The 18,239-nt window shown below is 33.7% G+C and carries 15 protein-coding genes; 10 read left to right on the top strand and 5 right to left on the bottom strand.

Annotated elements, in window-relative coordinates; all coding sequences use genetic code 11:
• Nucleotides 1-51: 51 nt before the first annotated feature.
• Nucleotides 52-696 (top strand): J domain-containing protein, encoded by a 645-nt coding sequence (locus AC2A1C_RS11075; RefSeq protein ID WP_484025776.1) that lies wholly within the window; start codon nt 52-54, stop codon nt 694-696.
• A gap of 342 nt (nt 697-1,038) precedes the next feature.
• Here AC2A1C_RS11075 and AC2A1C_RS11070 read toward each other — a convergent pair whose 3' ends face one another.
• Complete coding sequence (locus AC2A1C_RS11070; RefSeq protein ID WP_484025775.1) at nt 1,039-1,194, bottom strand: hypothetical protein; 156 nt, start codon at nt 1,192-1,194, stop codon at nt 1,039-1,041.
• Between the two features lie 134 nt (nt 1,195-1,328).
• Between AC2A1C_RS11070 and gcvP the strand changes: the two genes are divergently transcribed.
• The 4 genes from gcvP (at nt 1,329) to pafA (ending at nt 8,826) form a co-directional block, all read left to right on the top strand.
• The gene (gcvP, locus tag AC2A1C_RS11065; protein ID WP_484025774.1) at nt 1,329-4,190 is read left to right on the top strand and encodes an aminomethyl-transferring glycine dehydrogenase; all 2,862 of its coding nucleotides are present in this window, start codon (nt 1,329-1,331) and stop codon (nt 4,188-4,190) included.
• Between the two features lie 246 nt (nt 4,191-4,436).
• Entirely contained in the window at nt 4,437-5,795 is a 1,359-nt protein-coding gene (gene dgt, locus AC2A1C_RS11060) for a dGTP triphosphohydrolase (RefSeq protein ID WP_484025773.1), read from the top strand.
• Nucleotides 5,796-5,833: 38 nt separating this feature from the next.
• The gene (locus AC2A1C_RS11055) at nt 5,834-6,772 is read left to right on the top strand and encodes an SPFH domain-containing protein (protein WP_484025772.1); all 939 of its coding nucleotides are present in this window, start codon (nt 5,834-5,836) and stop codon (nt 6,770-6,772) included.
• Between the two features lie 407 nt (nt 6,773-7,179).
• Complete coding sequence (gene pafA / locus AC2A1C_RS11050) at nt 7,180-8,826, top strand: alkaline phosphatase PafA (protein WP_484025771.1); 1,647 nt, start codon at nt 7,180-7,182, stop codon at nt 8,824-8,826.
• Between the two features lie 55 nt (nt 8,827-8,881).
• On the opposite strand, the gene AC2A1C_RS11045 is transcribed toward pafA, so the two are convergent.
• Together AC2A1C_RS11045 and AC2A1C_RS11040 are read right to left on the bottom strand one after the other, a co-directional pair.
• Complete coding sequence (locus AC2A1C_RS11045; RefSeq protein WP_484025770.1) at nt 8,882-9,454, bottom strand: DUF4136 domain-containing protein; 573 nt, start codon at nt 9,452-9,454, stop codon at nt 8,882-8,884.
• Between the two features lies 1 nt (nt 9,455).
• Entirely contained in the window at nt 9,456-9,638 is a 183-nt protein-coding gene (locus tag AC2A1C_RS11040; RefSeq protein ID WP_484025769.1) for a C1orf53 family protein, read from the bottom strand.
• Between the two features lie 40 nt (nt 9,639-9,678).
• Here AC2A1C_RS11040 and AC2A1C_RS11035 point away from each other — a divergent pair, with 40 nt between their 5' ends.
• Genes AC2A1C_RS11035 through AC2A1C_RS11020 form a run of 4 tightly spaced genes read left to right on the top strand, consistent with a single transcriptional unit; the run spans nt 9,679 to nt 13,309 of the window.
• Nucleotides 9,679-10,011, top strand: coding sequence for a hypothetical protein (locus tag AC2A1C_RS11035; RefSeq protein WP_484025768.1), 333 nt, complete (start codon nt 9,679-9,681; stop codon nt 10,009-10,011).
• Nucleotides 10,012-10,019: 8 nt separating this feature from the next.
• Nucleotides 10,020-10,928 carry a 1-aminocyclopropane-1-carboxylate deaminase/D-cysteine desulfhydrase gene (locus AC2A1C_RS11030; protein WP_484025767.1) on the top strand — a complete coding sequence of 303 codons (909 nt, stop codon included), beginning with the start codon at nt 10,020-10,022 and terminating at the stop codon, nt 10,926-10,928.
• A gap of 12 nt (nt 10,929-10,940) precedes the next feature.
• On the top strand, nt 10,941-11,990 hold the full coding sequence (locus AC2A1C_RS11025; RefSeq protein ID WP_484025766.1) for a glucosaminidase domain-containing protein: 1,050 nt from the start codon (nt 10,941-10,943) through the stop codon (nt 11,988-11,990).
• Between the two features lie 50 nt (nt 11,991-12,040).
• Complete coding sequence (locus tag AC2A1C_RS11020) at nt 12,041-13,309, top strand: aspartate aminotransferase family protein (RefSeq protein WP_484025765.1); 1,269 nt, start codon at nt 12,041-12,043, stop codon at nt 13,307-13,309.
• 97 nt (nt 13,310-13,406) lie between these two features.
• Here AC2A1C_RS11020 and AC2A1C_RS11015 read toward each other — a convergent pair whose 3' ends face one another.
• The gene (locus AC2A1C_RS11015) at nt 13,407-13,619 is read right to left on the bottom strand and encodes a DUF6496 domain-containing protein (RefSeq protein ID WP_484025764.1); all 213 of its coding nucleotides are present in this window, start codon (nt 13,617-13,619) and stop codon (nt 13,407-13,409) included.
• A 173-nt stretch (nt 13,620-13,792) separates the two neighbouring features.
• Here AC2A1C_RS11015 and AC2A1C_RS11010 point away from each other — a divergent pair, with 173 nt between their 5' ends.
• Nucleotides 13,793-15,925 (top strand): S9 family peptidase, encoded by a 2,133-nt coding sequence (locus AC2A1C_RS11010; RefSeq protein ID WP_484025763.1) that lies wholly within the window; start codon nt 13,793-13,795, stop codon nt 15,923-15,925.
• A gap of 75 nt (nt 15,926-16,000) precedes the next feature.
• Here AC2A1C_RS11010 and recG read toward each other — a convergent pair whose 3' ends face one another.
• Nucleotides 16,001-18,088 carry an ATP-dependent DNA helicase RecG gene (gene recG / locus AC2A1C_RS11005; RefSeq protein WP_484025762.1) on the bottom strand — a complete coding sequence of 696 codons (2,088 nt, stop codon included), beginning with the start codon at nt 18,086-18,088 and terminating at the stop codon, nt 16,001-16,003.
• Nucleotides 18,089-18,239 lie beyond the last annotated feature (151 nt).

Raw genomic sequence — 18,239 nt, 5'->3', positions numbered from 1 at the left:
CGGTTCCGCTTTTTTATTTTTCATTATTTTTGCGCAACAATTTCTTTTCAGTTGAAAGACTATTATTATTTTTTGGGCTTAAAACACAATGCTTCTTCGGAAGACATCAAAAAAGCCTATCGTAAACTTTCTTTAAAATATCATCCTGATAAAAATGAAAACGATACTTTTTTTGAAGATCGGTTTCGTGAAATTCAGGAAGCATACGATACATTGATGGATACGGAAAAAAGAAGGATTTATGATCAGAATTTTGGTCATCAGCAAAGAAGTTCCAGATCCAATCTTCCGCCTCATATCAAAACGTTTTCTGCCAATAAAATTCGTGTAAAAAAAGGTGAAGAAATCATTCTGAACTGGCAAACTAATAACGCAGATGTTGTAAAAATCCTGCCTTTTGGTTTAGAAAAAATGTATGGAGAAAGAACGTTTAAAATTACGGAATTCAAAGATGGTAAATTTCATGTTGTGCTTCAGGCAATGAATACGCTCATTAATAAAACTGTAGTTCAGGGAATTACATTCACGGAAATTTCGGAAAACGAATCAGAAAGAATTCGTAAAAACATGGAGGAAATTTTAAAACCTCAACCAAATCAAGACAAAAATTCTCAACAGAGTTCAAAAATTTTTAAAATCGTAATTGCCATTATTTTTATTGTAATAGCAATATATTTCCTAATGAAAGGATTTTAGAGACTCTTCGCCAAAAAGTATGGAAATTAAATTATTATCCATTGGATGTATCTCGACATAGGAAACGGAGGCGTTAAAAAATTTTGAAGAATTTCCGTTAAAAAATCTCCACTGTTTGAGTGGCGTCACTATTCTTTTTATGAAAGACAAACCTTGCTTCCGCCCGAGTTTTGGAGATTTTAGGAAATTCTTCAAAATTTTAGCCGAGTTTTCAAGTCTTGAACTTTTGGTTCTTTTGTTTCAAGACAAAAGAACAGAGCATTGAAGATTATGAAAAACATTTGAAACTCAATTCCACAGTTTTTGACGAAGAACCATTTTAGAAATGGAATTGGTAAAAAATTAGGCCATTTTTAATCTTCCCGGACATTTTTTGCAACGTTTCCCTTTTTTGAATTTTTTGCAACATTTCTTTTTGCCACAATACATTTCTTCTGAATATGAAGAAGCCGGCATTAAAGGAGTAATTTTGAAAGGAATTACAGATGATGCATTCATGCTGCAAATATAAAATTAATTTAGAATAATTCCAAACAGAAAGTTATTCCATGACAAAAATTGGATTGTAGAATTTTCTAAAAAATTGTACTTTTACGAATCCCATTTTTTCATACAAAAATCTAATAAAATTTATGAATACTACACAGTTTGTGAACCGCCACATTTCTCTTAATGAAGATGATAAGAAGGAGATGTTGGCAAAAATTGGTGTTTCAGATATTGAAGAGCTTATTTCCCAAACTATTCCAAATACCATTCGCTTGGAGCGTGATTTGGAAATTTCGGAACCACTTTCGGAATATGAAATGCTACAACATTCCAAAGAACTTTCTTCTAAAAATGTACTGTATGACAATTATATAGGTTTCGGATATTTTGGAACCATTGTTCCTTCTCCTATCCAGAGAAATATTTTGGAAAATCCAAGTTGGTACACCGCTTATACTCCGTATCAGGCAGAAATTGCACAAGGAAGATTGGAAGCACTTTTGAATTTCCAAACGGTAGTTTCGGATTTATCGGGTTTTCCTTTAGCAAATGCATCACTTTTAGACGAAGGAACTGCAGCTGCGGAAGCCATGCACATGTTTTTTGAAAGCAGAACCAAAGATCAGAAAAAAGCAAATGCACAAAAATTTTTCGTTTCAGATCTTGTTCTTCCGCAAACTATTGCTGTACTAAAAACCAAAGCAGAAGGTTTGGGAATTGATATTATTGTTGGAAATCACAGAACACATCAGTTTAATGATTCATATTTTGGAATTCTTCTTCAATATCCCGGAAAAAATGGAATTGTTCTCGATTATTCTGAAAATATTAGTTATTATAAAGAATTTTCGCTACAAGTTGCCGTTGCTTGTGATATTTTGGCTTTAGTAAAATTGAAATCTCCTGCAGAAATGGGCGCTGATTGTGCAGTTGGAACTTCCCAAAGATTCGGAATTCCGATGGGTTATGGTGGTCCTCATGCTGCGTTTTTCGCTTGTAAAGAAAGCTACAAAAGAGATATACCTGGAAGAATTATCGGTGTTTCTCAGGATATGTACGGAAAGCGTGCTTTGAGAATGGCACTTCAGACAAGAGAGCAACACATTAAAAGAGAAAAAGCAACTTCCAATATTTGTACAGCTCAGGTTCTTTTGGCTGTAATGGCGGGAATGTATGCGGTTTATCACGGGCCAAAAGGTCTGAATTTTATAGCAGATCAGATTCATTATAAAACGAATGCTTTGCATGATGCTTTAAAAATTTTAGGATTTGATGTAGTGGAAGAACCGGTTTTTGATACGGTGAAAATCAGAATTCATGAAAATGATAAACCATCACTAATGCGTTTGATGAGAGATCATAAAATCAACCTGAATTATTTCTCGGACGGAATTGTAAGTATTTCGATTGATGAAACCACAACTCTTGAAAAAATCCAACAATTACTGGATACTTTTGCCCATTTCTTGAACAAACAAAGTTTTAGGCTTTCTATAAAAGAAGAATATTCTATACCACAATCATTATTGAGAAAAGATGAAATTCTGAAGGAAGAAGTTTTCAACAAATATCATACGGAAACAGAACTGATGCGATACATCAAGCGTTTGGAAAGAAAAGATCTATCGCTTACACATTCCATGATTTCATTGGGTTCTTGTACAATGAAACTGAATGCTGCAACTCAAATGCTGCCTTTGTCTTGGGCAGAATGGGGAAATGTTCATCCTTTTGTTCCGACGGAGCAAGCAGGAGGTTATCAGGAAATGATAAAAGAACTGGAAAAAGATTTGGCAGAAATTACAGGTTTTGCAGGAACTTCGCTTCAGCCAAATTCCGGAGCTCAAGGCGAATATGCTGGATTGATGGTGATTCGCGAATATCATAAATCAAGAGGAGATAAGCATAGAAATATTGTGCTAATTCCTCAATCTGCTCATGGAACTAATCCTGCTTCCGCAGTTTTAGCAGGAATGAAAGTGGTAGTAGTGAAAAATCTTGAAAACGGAGAAATTGATTTTGAAGATTTAAAAGCAAAAGCTGAGGAACATAAAAATGATCTTGCTGCGGTAATGATTACCTATCCATCCACTTACGGATTTTTTGATGCCAACATCAAAGAAATTACAAAACTGATTCACGAAAATGGCGGTCAGGTTTATATGGATGGAGCAAATATGAATGCACAAGTTGGATTTACAAGTCCGGGAAATATTGGTGCGGATGTTTGTCACCTGAATCTTCATAAAACTTTTGCCATTCCGCATGGAGGTGGCGGTCCCGGAGTTGGGCCGATTTGTGTAGCAGAACATTTAGTTCCGTTTTTACCAACCAATCCGAATATAAAAATTGGAGGAAAAGAATCTATTGATGCCATTTCTTCTGCACCTTATGGTTCATCGCTTGTTCTGAATATTTCGTATGCTTACATCAAAATGTTGGGAACATCTGGCCTTAAAAAATCTACGGAATATGCTATTTTAAATGCCAATTATTTAAAAGAAATTTTAGCAGAACATTTCCCAATTTTGTATGCCAATGAAAACGGAAGGGTAGCGCATGAATGTATTGTAGATTTTAGACAATTCAAAACGTTGGGAATTGAAGTGGCTGATGTTGCAAAAAGATTGATGGATTATGGTTTTCATGCTCCTACAGTTTCTTTTCCTGTTGCCGGAACTTTAATGATCGAACCAACAGAATCCGAAAGTAAAGAAGAAATCGACCGTTTTGCAGAAGCATTGATTGCCATTAAAAAAGAAATTGAAGAAATTGCAAGTGGTGATGCGGATAAAGATAACAATGTTCTGAAAAACGCCCCTCATACAGAACAAGTGGTAATTTCTGATTCTTGGGATAAACCATACAGCCGCGAAAAAGCAGCCTATCCTTTGAATTGGGTTAGAACTCACAAATTTTTTGCTTCCGTTTCCAGAGTGGATGAAGCATATGGAGATAGGAATCTGGTTTGTACGTGTGAACCGATTGAAAGTTATATGAATTAATTTGTAGGAACGCGCCATAAAGGCGCGTTCAACTTTTGATTTGTAAGATAAACCCAATATCGCGTTTAATTTTTGAAGATCATGTTCATCAATACAATTTTGTTTAGTTTTTTATATTTTCCAATAAATTTTGCAGTTTTTCTTTCATTAATACTATAAAATAATCTTTTATCAAGTTTGTTTTTCAGTAAAAACTTCAAATATTATTCTGCTAAAAATAAAATAAGACTTATTTTTGAAGCTATTATGGATTTGAATTCAATTTTCACTAATCAACGTACAGGAAATCACCAGCAAAATGTTGTTTCGCGAACAGATTTTCAGAGGGATTTTGACAGGATTATTTTTTCTTCGGCATTCAGAAGATTACAGAATAAAACTCAGGTTTTTCCGCTTCCGGGAAGTGTTTTTGTCCATAATCGTTTGACGCATTCTTTGGAGGTAGCTTCTGTTGGTCGTAGTTTAGGAAGTCTTGCCGGAGAATTTATTTTCAAAAATTATGAAAATGATCTCAATGAAATTTCTAAAAATTTTTATCAGCATCAGTTGAATAATGTAATTGCAGCAGCGTGTCTTTGTCATGATGTTGGAAATCCTGCTTTCGGACATTCCGGTGAAGATGCGGTTGCCAGTTATTTTGAAAGAAATGAATCGTCCCTAAAATCGGAATTTAATGAAAAAGAATGGGCAGATCTTGTAAATTTTGAAGGAAATGCCAATGCAATCAGAGTTTTGACGCATCAACAGCAAGGTAAGGACGAAGGTGGTTTGCAATTGACCTACACTACTTTAGCAAGTATTGCAAAATATCCTTGCGAATCTGTGGCAAAGAAGAAAGGAATAATTAATCGGAAAAAATTCGGATTTTTTCAAAATGAAAAAGCTACTTTTCTGCAATTGGCGGGAGAAACCCAAATGCAATTGGAATGGGAAGAACCTATAATTTTTAAAAGACATCCTTTTGTGTGGCTAGTAGAAGCTGCCGATGATATTTGCTACAATATTATTGATATGGAAGATGCTCACAGATTAGGAATCGTGAATTCTGATGATTGCGAAAACCTCTTTATTGATCTTATAAAATCTGTAAATCCGGACGATCTGAAAAGAGTAGGAGATAAGCTGACTTTGGTCACCAATAAAAATGAAAGAATTTCATATCTGAGAGCAAAAGTTATTAATTCGTTGATTAATAAAACTATAGAAATTTATCTGAAAAATTTTGATAAAATCTTGAACGGAACTTTAGATAAGGCTTTACTGGATATTTTTAAAACTGAAAGTTCTTCTTTAGCAGAAATTGAAAGGTTTTCCATTGAAAAAATTTATAATCACAAAGCTGTTATAGAGATTGAAAATGCGGGTTATAATGTAATGTACGAATTGCTCAATCATTTTGTACCGCCTATTTTAAAAGACAAGGACGAAAGAAAATCGTACGATAAAATGGCTTTGAAATTAATTCCCCAACAATTCATTTACGAAAATGCGAGTGTCTATGGAAAAGTGTTAGGTGTTCTGGATTTTGTTTCAGGAATGACGGATAATTTTGCAACGGATCTTTACCGAAAAATAAAAGGAATTGATATTGGAATGACGATGTGATTCCGTATCTTTATTCTATTAATTAAAAAAATTAAACGATGTCATTTGTATTAGCACCACTTATTTTCTTTGGACTTATTATTTTGTTTGCTTCATTTTTTGTCGTGAAACAGGAAACGGCAGCTATTATTGAGCGTTTTGGAAAATTCCAATCTGTAAAACATTCCGGGCTTCATCTTAAGTTGCCGATTATTGATCAGATTGCAAAAAGACTCAACCTCAGAATTCAGCAATTGGATGTGTTGATTGATACCAAAACATTGGACAATGTTTTTATTAAAATGAAGGTTTCAGTACAGTATCAGGTAATCCGAACTCAAGTTGGAGATGCATATTATCGTTTGGAAAATCCTGAAAATCAAATTACTTCGTATGTTTTTGATGTTGTTCGTGCAGAAGTTCCGAAGTTGAAACTTGATGATGTTTTTGTACGAAAAGATGATATTGCAATTGCGGTAAAAGGCGAACTTCAGGAAGCGATGCAAAGTTACGGATATGATATTGTGAAAGCATTGGTTACGGATATTGATCCTGATGAACAGGTGAAACATGCCATGAACAGAATCAACGCAGCTGAGCGTGAAAAAACGGCCGCAGAATATGAATCGGAAGCACAAAGAATCCGAATTGTAGCTGTTGCAAAAGCAGAAGCCGAATCCAAAAAATTACAAGGACAAGGTATTGCCGACCAAAGGCGCGAAATAGCGAAAGGTCTGGAAGAATCCGTAAGAATGTTGAACAATGTAAATATTGGTTCTCAGGAAGCATCAGCTTTGATTGTCGTTACTCAGCATTACGATACACTTCATTCCATTGGAGCAAATAATAGAAGCAATTTGGTTCTTCTACCAAATTCTCCTACTGCTGCAAGCAATATGCTGAATGATATGCTTACGGCCATGACAGCCGCTTCAAAAATTGAAGAAGCAGACAGTGGAAAATATCCACAACCTCCAAAAGATCATTCTCATTCATGAGAAAAATGTGAAGGTGTTTTCCCAAAAAATTTGACAAAGTAAACCTATTTTCAAATAAAAGAGTTCGGAATTGTGCCGAACTCTTTTATTTTGTTTTTGAGTACAAGAACTACAATTTCTTTCGACAAAATAGGATAACATCTTTTTAAGTGGATTAGCAAATTGAGATTTTGCCTTTCAAATCCAAATAGCAGGACGAAATTATAATGTCTGTTTTATTTCGTTAAAGATCAATTTTTTGTAATATTTTCTCAATTTTCGTTTTAATTTACTCTAAAGCAAATCATAAATTATTACACTAAAAACATTAAAGATAGAGCTGTTTTACAGTTTTTCCAAATTAGTTAAAAATTAGCATCCAAAAAATTTAAGAATCCGTAAATTCGCAATACATAAAAAGTAAATAAATGTTCAAGAAAATCACTATTGCAGCTTTCGCTTGTTTATCTGTAATTTCTGTTAATGCTCAAAAAAATAAAAACTCCCAACCAGAAAGACCAAAATTAGTAGTTGGTTTGGTAGTAGACCAGATGCGTTGGGATTATTTGTACCGATATTATGGAAAATATGGTAAAGATGGCTTTAAAAGGCTTCTGAATAATGGCTATTCACTTAATAATGTTCATATTAATTATGTTCCTACTATTACAGCTTTGGGACATACTTGTATTTATACAGGTTCGGTTCCTGCCATTCATGGAATTGCTGGAAATGACTGGATGGATAAAGAAACAGGGAAAAATGTTTATTGTACAGATGATGCCAATGTACAATCCATTGGTACTGTCAATGAAAAGGTAGGAAAACACTCGCCACGAAATCTTTGGTCTACAACAGTTACCGATGAACTGCGATTGGCTACAAATTTTCAAGGAAAAGTGATAGGAATTTCTCTTAAAGACAGAGCTTCCATTCTACCAGCTGGACATACTCCGACAGGTGCTTTTTGGTTTGATGACAGTTCAGGAGATTTCATCACAAGTACTTATTATATGAATGATCTTCCACAATGGCTGAAAGATTTTAATTCACAAAATTTACCGGATCAATTGGTCGCAAACGGATGGAATACACTATTGCCAATAGATCAATATACAGAGAGTTCTCCAGATAATTCTTCTTGGGAAGGACTTTTGGGAAGCGCAAAGGCACCCACATTTCCGTACAATAATTTGGCAGCAGATTATCAAGCTAAAAAGGATAATATCCGTTTTACACCTTTCGGGAATACTTTAACCTTAAAATTGGCAGAGGCTTCCATGAACGGTGAAAATTTAGGAGGAGATGCTGTTACCGATTTTTTAGCTATTAATTTGGCATCAACAGATTATGCAGGACATAAATTTGGCCCAAATTCTATAGAGGTAGAAGATGTTTATCTTAGATTGGATAAAGATCTGGCTGAATTTTTCAAATATTTGGATTCCAAAGTAGGAAAGGGGGAGTATACTGTTTTTCTTACGGCAGATCATGGTGGTGCTCACTCCGAAGGTTTTCTGGAAGCTCATAAAATTCCGACAGGTTTCTTCGGAGAAAATTTCATGAAAAATTTAAATGAAAAACTGAAAGAAAAATTTGGAGCTGACAAACTGATTAACGCTTCTGAAAATTATCAGATTTATTTTGACAGAAAGGTTTTAGCAGAAAATAAACTTTTGCTAGATGATGTTCGTAATTTTACTTTAGAAGAATTGAAAAAAGACCCTACTGTTTTATATGCCGTTTCTTCGGATAAAGTACAAGAGGCCACTATTCCGGAGCCTATCAAAACGAGAATAATAAATGGACTAAACCGACAGAGAAGTGGTGATATTCAGTTGATATCTCATGATTCTATGTTGGATTCTTATGCTAAAAAGGGGACGACTCACAGTGTTTGGAATTCTTATGATTCTCATATTCCACTTATTTTTATGGGTTGGGGAATTAAAAAAGGAGAGAGTAGTAAGAGTTATAATATGACCGATATTGCGCCTACGGTTTCTGCATTGCTCAGAATACAATTTCCAAGCGGAAATATTGGAGATCCGATTACAGAGGTTTTAGGAAAATAAAAATAAAAAAACTGCTTTTCGAAAAGCAGTTTTTTTATTATAAAGTCAAAAGTAATTATCTTCCTTTTTGTGGTGGATAATTGGCCATAATTTCGGCAACTATTTCAGGAATTTGTCTTTTTTTCGTTCTTGGTGCATCTACAGCAATTCCGTTTCCAACTCCTTGCCACACCAATTTTTGAGTTTTTGCATCTACAAGATCTATGATGAGACCTCCTTCATTATAGTTGTTAGTCCAGGTTCTGTTCATTCCAAAACCCCAACCAAAACCACCACCCCAACCCCACATTCCATAAGGTCTGGAAGTTTGGATATCCGTCACTTTTTTGTGATTGGCTTTCACATTTACAATAAGATCCGGATTTTCTCCAGAATTTAAACCTTTCATCTGGAGTTGTTTGGAAAGTTCATTCAAAACCCTGTCTTTGTCAATATCATTGAGTTTCAGATCATCAATTCTCAGTTTATAGGTTTTATAATTAGAAAAATTGGCAGTCTCAGCATAATCAGAACGTACCTGAAATGGACTACATGACGAAAATGTAAGCATAACAGAAGCTAACGCTAAGAAAAGATATTTTTTACTCATGGCTTTTATATTTATTTTTTCAAAAATTTTTGATTTCATTTTATTTTTGGTTTTTAATATTTTTTTTTAAAGTATTGGTTTTTTTATCATAGCCATAAGGGCAATGTTTGCAACCGCTTTTGCAGCAGTATCCACGTTTTAAATGAAATTTTTCTGTGAAAACTTTATATCCTAATTCTGAATAATAAAAGTCTTCATTTTCTTTGATATCATAGTTAAGCATAAGTTAAATTCTCAATCAAAAGTTTTTATATTTTTGTTGAATGATAATAGTGTGCCAAAAGCTGCTCAAAAATACAAAAATAAATGGCATTGCACTTTTTCCTTTTATATTGCTAAAAAAAAGCGAATATAAAGATGATGAAGTGATGATAAATCATGAAAAAATACATCTTCGGCAACAATTAGAATTGCTGATCATTTTCTTTTATATTTGGTATGTAATAGAGTATTATTACTGGTTTTTTAAACTAAAAAATAAACATTTGGCATATCGTTGCATTTCCTTTGAAAAAGAAGCCTATGAAAACGAAGATAATCTTGGCTACTTAAAATCAAAAAAAGTGTGGAGTTTTTGTAATTATCTTGGAAATTAATACTGCAAATGAAACTTCCCGAAAAAAATATTCCCATTACTGAAATTCCCTTTAAAGAGAATATAAAATTATTCATAAAAAGAGAAGATCTCATCCATCCCGAAATTTCAGGGAATAAATACTGGAAGTTGTTTTATAATGTTCAGAACTATCTTGAGAAAAATCCTGAAAATCCTTTTATTATTACTTTTGGAGGTGCTTTTTCCAATCATATTGCTGCGGTTTCTGCGTTAGGAAAAGAGTTCGGGATCAAAACTTTGGGAATTATCCGAGGAGAAGAACTTACCAATAATTTCAGTAAAAACCCGACTTTAAGACTTGCATCAGAAAATGGAATGAGTTTTCATTTTGTTACCAGAAATGAATATAAAGACAAAGAAATTTTGAAAGATAAATTTCTGAAAAAATACCCACAATCACTACTAATTGAAGAGGGTGGAACTAATATTCTTGCCGTAAAAGGTATCCAAAATATGCTTGGAAGTGGTACAAAAGATTTTCATTATCTTTGCACGGCAGTTGGAACTGGAGGAACAATAGCTGGAATTTCAAAATATTGTGAAGATAATCAGAAAGTTATTGGAATTAAAGTTGTAAAAGATGACTCTTTAGAGGAAACAATTTTTCAGTTTTCTGGCAAGAAAAATTTTACTTTGATTGAACCTCAAGAGAAGTATGGTAAAATATCAGACGAAAATATCCGTTTTATAAACTGGTTTTATGAAAAATACGGAATTCCGTTAGAACCAATTTATACAGGAAAAATGATGATGAAGGTTTTTGAAATGATAGATAATGGTTTTTTTCCTGATCATAGTAAGATTTTAGTTTTTCATACCGGTGGTTTACAGGGAATTGAAGGAGCAAACCAAATGCTGGAAAAACAAAACAGAATGCTTATCAATTTTAAAAATTAAAAAAGATTTAAAATGAAAAGACTTTTCGCTTTTGCAAGCCTTTTATTTTTAATTAAAATTTCTGCGCAGACTTGGACTACAGAAGATCAGTATATCCAAAAATTTGCGATGTATGCTGTGGAAGAAATGGAAAAATATAAAATTCCGGCTTCTATTACCCTTGCACAAGGACTTTTAGAAACTGCAGGCGGACAAAGCAGACTGGCAAAAGAAGGCAACAATCATTTCGGAATCAAATGTAAAGAAGATTGGACAGGAAAAACCATGAAGCATACCGATGATGCTCCTAATGAATGTTTCCGAGTTTATGATGATCCAAGACAATCTTATGAAGATCATTCTAAATTTTTGGCTAACCGAAAATATTATGTAAATCTTTTTAAGCTGGATGCCAATGATTATCAAGGTTGGGCTCATGGTTTGAAAAAAGCCGGATATGCAACAAATCCGCGTTATGCTTATATATTGATTGATAAAATTAATAAATATAAGTTATACGAATTCGACAAAGCCAATTCCAAGGAAGTTCTTTACACAGTTCTGAAACTTTATCCTGAATTGCAGAGTGATAATGTTTTTATGGCTCAAATGGATCAGAATAAGAACAAAACAAAATCCGTAACATTCACAGCTCCTCAAGAACAGCCTACTTACAAAAAGCAAAAGGAAAATTCTGAAACAACCAAAACAGATAAAGAATTATTGAATTCTATTCTGGTAAAAAATCATCCAAACGGAGGTAAAAAATTTTTTGTAGTTCCGGCTGACACCAATATTGCATTCCTTTCTCAAAAATTTGGAGTCAGTGAAAGAAAAATGATAAAGTGGAATGAATTGAATAATGGAAATATCAGAAAGAATGATATCTTATTTCTGGAATCTAAATCTTCCAAAGGAAATGTAGCGACTTATAAAACCCAAGCTGGTGAAACCATGCACGATATTTCTCAAAAATTTGGAATAAAACTTTCAAAATTGTATTCCAAAAACAGAATGGATGAAGGAGAACAACCTAAAACCGGACAGTTGATCTATCTTCAGCAAAAGAAGCCAAGATCATAACAAAATACTTGTAGGAATGCGCCAAAAAGGCGCATTCAAAATTTAAAACCATGAACAATTCCGAATTCTTTGAAGAAGCCAAAAAATATATCTCAGGAGGTATAAATTCTCCTGCACACTCATTCGGGACAGTTGGAAAAAATCCTGTTTTTATAAAATCTGCAAAAGGAGCATATCTTATGGATGTAGAGAATAAAAAGTATATAGATATTAGTACTTCCTCGGCTGTTTTAGGACATAATCATCCCATAATTTTAGAAGCCTTTCAGAAACAATTGGAAAATGGATTTTCTACCGGAACTCCGTCCGAACTGGAAACGGAACTGGCAAAACAAATTGTAGAAAATATTTCCAACATCCATCAGGTAAAATTTTTGACTTCAGAATCAGAAGCGTGTTTGAATGCTGTAAAATTGGCAAGAGCATTTACAAAAAGAACAAAAATTCTGAAATTTTCCGGTTGCTATCATGGAGATTCAGAATCGCTATTGAAAGATTCCGGTGCAGGAAATTCTTTGAATTTGAATCTCAATTCTTTAGGAATTCCAACAGAGTTTTCAGACGAAACCTTGATCTCAAAATTCAACGATAGTGAACAACTCGAAGATATTTTTAGAATTCATTCCGGGGAAATAGCAGCCGTTATTGTAGAGCCAGTTGCCGCAAATATGGGATGCATTGTTGCCGAAACATTTTTTCTTCAAAAAATTCGTCAGTTGTGTGATGAGCACAAAACCTTATTGATATTCGATGAAACCAAAACAGGTTTTCGTCTGGCTTTAGGTGGAGCTCAGGAAGTTTTTGCTATAAAAGCGGATATAGTAATTTTCGGAAGCATAATTGGTGGAGGTTTTTCGATGGGTGCTATTGGTGGAAATGAAGAATTGATGAGCTATTTTGCTCCATTTGGTGATGTTTTTGCGGAAGGAATTCCGAATGGAAATTCACTGGCATTTGCAGCTGGAATTGCTACTTTGAATTTGCTGAAAAACACGCCCAATTTTTACAATAATTTGAATAAAAAAGCAGAAATTTTAGATTTTGAAATTGGTAAAATTTTGAATTCAAAAAATATTTCTCACAGAATTAATCGGAAAGGTTCTATTTTATCATTGTTTTTCCATACGAACCAGATTTCAAATTTTGAAGATACGATGAATTCTAATGTTTCCCTATTCAATACATTTTTTCATTTTCTATTGCAGAATGGGATTTTCCTTCCGCCTCATGCTTTAAAATCTTGGTTTGTTTCCGATGCTATTGGTAATGAAGAAATTGAAATTATATTGGAAGCTGTAAGAAAGTTTCAATATTCTTAAAAAAATACTTCGACTGCATTCTTTTTATTTAAACTGAAAAAAATCATCAAATGTTTTTTTAGCCTTTTTGTCTGAATGTAGCCGAAGATTAAAAAAATTAGTTTTTTGTTGTTTTTTTGGTTGGTGTTTTAGTCGTTTTTTTAGGAACTTTAAGACCTTTTTCTCTTGCCTCGGAAATTCCGATTGCTATTGCCTGATCTCTGTTAGTTACTTTTTTTCCGGAAGAAGATTTTAATTTTCCTTCTTTGAATTCGTGCATCACTTTTCCCACTTTATCTTGGGCTTTGTCTGAATACTTCTTTGTAGCCATAATATTTGTTTATTTAAGATTTCTTCAATAAGCCGACCAAAAGAAAAAATATAGGTTTTAAAATTTTTAGAAATAATTACACTTTTCAAATAAGATAAAATTTGAAATCCTCTTTCATATCTGTTTCTTTTTTGCCTAAAGTTTTTATCTTTGGAAATCTCAATACTTTCTACATGAAAAAAACAGTTTTTACGATCGGAATTGCAGTACTATTCACTCAAAGTATTTTTGCACAGGAAATCACATTGGACAAGATCTATTCCGGATATTACAAGGGAAAAGGAATTGCCGGTATTTCTTCATTAAAAAATGGTGAAAATTATGCTGTGATAGAGAAAGATGGAATCGCTAAATATTCTTATAAAACATCACAAAAAGAAGGAAATTTGATAGACGGAACTTTTGAAAGCTACGAACTTTCTGAGGATGAATCAAAAATCCTTTTACTGAAAGAAAGCGAACCAATTTATCGTCATTCTTTTTTCGGAAAATTTGATGTAAAAGATTTGAAATCCGGAAATGTGATGAGTCTCAATAATGGGAATTTTATTCAGGAACCAAGATTTTCTCCTGATGCTACAAAAGTAGCTTTTATTTCAGAAAATAACTTATTTTATCAGGATTTAAGTTCAGGAAAAATGACTCAGATTACTACTGATGGAAAGAAAAATTCTATTCTGAATGGTTTGGCAGATTGGGTGTATGAAGAAGAATTCGGACACGCAAGACAATACGAATGGACAAAAAATTCCGATGCTATTGTTTTTGTAAAATCGGATGAATCTGAAGTTCCTGAAATTTACATTCCGATCTATGGAAAAAATCTTTATCCGCAGGAAATGCGCTACAAATATCCGAAAGCCGGAGAAAAAAACTCTATAGTTTCTGCACATTTGTATCGTTTGGATAACGGAAAAACCACTGCTCTCAATCTTTCTTCTTTCAAAAATTATTACATTCCAAATGTCATTCAGACAGCAAAACCGGATGAAATAGTTTTAATCACTTCACAAAGAACACAAAATGCATCAGATGTTCTGAAAGTGAATACCAAAATTGGTGAAGTAAAAAAACTTTTTACGGAAACGGATGAAAAATGGGTCGAAACGGATAATATAACGATAGAATTTTTGGAAGACGATAGTTTTCTTTGGGCATCAGAGCGTGATGGATTTCGCCATTTATATTGGTATGATAAAGACGGAAATTTGAAAAAACAAGTAACAAAAGGAAATTGGGAAGTGACGGATTATTATGGTTTTAATCCGAAATCTAAGGAAGTTTACATCCAGACTACACAAAACGGAAGTATTAACAAAGTGGTTTCCAAACTGAATATAGAAAATGGAAAAACTGCTGTTATTTCTGAATCAGAAGGGAATAATTCTGCCAATTTTAGTAAGAATTATCAGTACTTTATTGAAACATCTTCCAGTGCAAAGAAACCATTTACTTATACATTAAAAGATGGAAGTGGAAAATCTTTGAAAGAATTGCAAAACAATAATGAGCAACTGCAAAAGCTGCAAAATGATAATTTTGTGGTGAAAGAATACTTTACCATTACAAACGAAACGGGCGATCAGATGAATGCATGGATTTTGAAACCTAAAAATTTCGATCCAAATAAAAAATATCCGTTATTCATGTATCAATATTCGGGTCCGGGTTCTCAGCAAGTTTCCAATACTTGGGATCAGGGAAATGGAATTTGGTTCAATATGCTGGTTCAGAAAGGATATATTGTGGCTTGTGTAGATGGAAGAGGAACAGGTTTTAAAGGTGCAAAATTTAAAAAAGTAACTTACAAAAATTTAGGAAAATACGAAATTGAAGACCAAATTGCTGCTGCAAAATGGTTCGGAAATCAATCGTATATTGACAAGTCCAGAATTGGAATTTTCGGGTGGAGTTATGGTGGATATATGTCAAGTTTGGCCATGACAAAAGGAGCGGATGTTTTCAAAATGGGAATTGCGGTAGCTCCGGTTACCAATTGGAGATATTACGATTCGGTTTATACGGAAAGATTTTTATTGACACCTCAGGAAAATCCGTCCGGATATGATGATAATTCTCCAACTACTTATGCAAAACTATTGAAAGGAAAATTTTTAATGATGCACGGAACAGCTGATGATAATGTACATTTCCAAAATTCAATGGAATTTTCCGAAGCCTTGATTCAAAATAAAAAGCAATTTGATTTCATGGCTTATCCGGATAAAAATCACGGAATCTATGGAGGGCAAACTCGAGCCCAACTTTACCAGAAAATGACAGATTTTATTTTGGAAAATTTGTAAAAGTATAACTACTAATATTTTGAAAAGCGTTGACAGAACTTAAAGTTTTATCAACGCTTTTTCTTTCCGGAGTTTTTAAGAGATTTTTCCCCATTTATTTTTTCCTTTATACTGTTTCAGATAATAATTTTTCATGATCTGATTATCAGGATGGGAGAGAAGTGGATCTTTTTCAAGGATGTATTCTACCGTTTCTTTGGATGCTTTTATGATTTTTCCATCCGTTACCAAATCCAGTTTTTTGAAATCGACAACGCCACTTTGTTGCGTTCCCAAAATATCTCCTGGGCCACGAAGTTGCATATCGACTTCAGAAATTTTAAAACCATCATTGGTTTCGGTCATGGTTTTAATTCTTTTTCGGCTTTCATTGCTGAGTTTATCGGAAGTTAGGAGAATGCAATAGCTTTGTTCCGCACCACGTCCAACTCTTCCTCGCAATTGGTGAAGTTGCGAAAGCCCGAAACGTTCTGCACTTTCGATGATCATTACACTTGCATTCGGGACGTTTACACCAACTTCTATTACGGTAGTGGCAACCATAATATTTGCTTTTCCCGAAGCAAAATACTGCATATTGGTATCTTTTTCATCCGGTCGCATTCTTCCATGAAGCATAGTTGTAGTATAATCTTTGAAAAATTCTAAAATATGATCAAAACCTTCCATTAGATTTTTATAATCCAAAGTTTCACTTTCTTCAATCAATGGATAAACAAAATAGATCTGTCTTCCTTTTTCAATTTCATCTTTTGCAAAACGATAAACTGAAAGTCGGTCTTTTTCTCGGCGATGTGCAGTAATAATTGGTTTTCTTCCGACCGGCATTTCATCAATCACGGAAACATCAAGATCGGAATAAAAGCTCATGGCTAGAGTTCTCGGGATTGGTGTTGCAGTCATTACCAGAATATGTGGCGGAATTTTATTTTTTGCCCAAAGTTTTGCACGTTGAGCCACTCCGAAACGATGCTGCTCATCAATAATAGCTAATCCTAAATTTTTGAACTGAACAATATCTTCCAGCAAAGCATGAGTACCTACCAAAATAGAAAGTTCACCTGATAAAAGCTGGGCGTGAATGATTTTTCTTTCAGAAATTTTTGTAGAACCGGTTAATAATTTTACAGAAATTCCCGTTTTTTCCAAAAGTTCGGAAATTCCGTTGAAATGTTGCTGCGCTAAAATTTCTGTGGGAGCCATGATACAACTTTGAAAACTATTATCTAAAGCCAGCAACATCGAAAGCAAGGCAACCATTGTTTTTCCGGAACCAACATCGCCCTGCAAAAGCCTGTTCATTTGGATCGGACGTTTCATATCGGTTCGGATTTCTTTCAAAACTCTTTTTTGAGCATTCGTAAGTTCAAAAGGAAGAAGATGTTCATAAAAATGGTTGAAATAATCTCCGACAATCGGAAATGGATTTCCAATAGAATGACTTTTATGATGCAGTTTTTTCAGACCATAACCCAATTGGAAAAAGAAGGCTTCTTCAAATTTTAAACGTCTTTCAGAATGATTAAAATGATGAATATCTTTTGGAAAATGAATATTCAAAAATGCTTCTTGCCGAGACATCAATTTTAAATTTTTCATCAAATAACTCGGAAGATTTTCCTGAATCAGATTCGGAATTTCGATACAGATATTTTTTAAAATATTTTGAAAAAATTTTTGGTTCAGTCCCCGTTTTGTCAGTTTTTCCGAACTTGGATAAATGGGACGCAGTCGGGTTTCTTGTGTTTTATTTTCAATAGGTTCTATTTCCGGATGAGCCATAGAAAAAACCCGATTGAAAACATTGATTTTTCCGAAAATATACAATTCCTTGTTTTGCGGAATTTGGTCTTTCATCCATTGAGAATACTGAAACCAAACCAAATCTATTGTTCCCGTTTCATCATGAAATTTTGCGGAAAGTCGTTTTGCTCTTCCACCGCCAACTTCTGTAAGATCGGTTATTTTCCCTTTCAATTGAACTTCCAGACTTTCTTCGCCTTTTAATTCTTTTATTGTGTAGGTTTTGCTTTTATCTAAATATCGGACAGGAAAGAAGTTCAGAAAATCTTCCACAGTGGAAATTCCCAATACGTTTTTGATGAGTTTGGCTTTTTCCGGACCGATTCCTTTTAGATATTCTATGGAGGTTTCTAATGTCAAAAAATAAACAATGAATTTGAGAACCGAAATTTCGGGAAAAATTCTTGAATTTAAAATTGAATTTTTATAACAATATGTAGGAACATACCAAAAAGGTTACATGTAGAAATACGTTATAAAGGCGTGCAAAATAAATAGATTGTGCAAAAAA

This window comes from Chryseobacterium sp. HNCC26DJ241, from assembly GCF_057180505.1.
Note: the sequence above shows the minus strand (reverse complement) of the source record. Positions and strands in the feature narration are given on the sequence as shown.

Coding starts and splice junctions, on each gene's coding strand:
- AC2A1C_RS11035 (WP_484025768.1), top strand. CDS start 9,679: ATGATAATAGTGTGCCAAAAGCTGCTCAAAAATACAAAAATAAATGGC.
- AC2A1C_RS11020 (WP_484025765.1), top strand. CDS start 12,041: ATGAACAATTCCGAATTCTTTGAAGAAGCCAAAAAATATATCTCAGGA.
- AC2A1C_RS11015 (WP_484025764.1), bottom strand. CDS start 13,619: ATGGCTACAAAGAAGTATTCAGACAAAGCCCAAGATAAAGTGGGAAAA.
- AC2A1C_RS11055 (WP_484025772.1), top strand. CDS start 5,834: ATGTCATTTGTATTAGCACCACTTATTTTCTTTGGACTTATTATTTTG.
- AC2A1C_RS11070 (WP_484025775.1), bottom strand. CDS start 1,194: ATGAATGCATCATCTGTAATTCCTTTCAAAATTACTCCTTTAATGCCG.
- gcvP (WP_484025774.1), top strand. CDS start 1,329: ATGAATACTACACAGTTTGTGAACCGCCACATTTCTCTTAATGAAGAT.
- AC2A1C_RS11010 (WP_484025763.1), top strand. CDS start 13,793: ATGAAAAAAACAGTTTTTACGATCGGAATTGCAGTACTATTCACTCAA.
- dgt (WP_484025773.1), top strand. CDS start 4,437: ATGGATTTGAATTCAATTTTCACTAATCAACGTACAGGAAATCACCAG.
- AC2A1C_RS11045 (WP_484025770.1), bottom strand. CDS start 9,454: ATGAAATCAAAAATTTTTGAAAAAATAAATATAAAAGCCATGAGTAAA.
- AC2A1C_RS11030 (WP_484025767.1), top strand. CDS start 10,020: ATGAAACTTCCCGAAAAAAATATTCCCATTACTGAAATTCCCTTTAAA.
- AC2A1C_RS11040 (WP_484025769.1), bottom strand. CDS start 9,638: ATGCTTAACTATGATATCAAAGAAAATGAAGACTTTTATTATTCAGAA.
- AC2A1C_RS11025 (WP_484025766.1), top strand. CDS start 10,941: ATGAAAAGACTTTTCGCTTTTGCAAGCCTTTTATTTTTAATTAAAATT.
- pafA (WP_484025771.1), top strand. CDS start 7,180: ATGTTCAAGAAAATCACTATTGCAGCTTTCGCTTGTTTATCTGTAATT.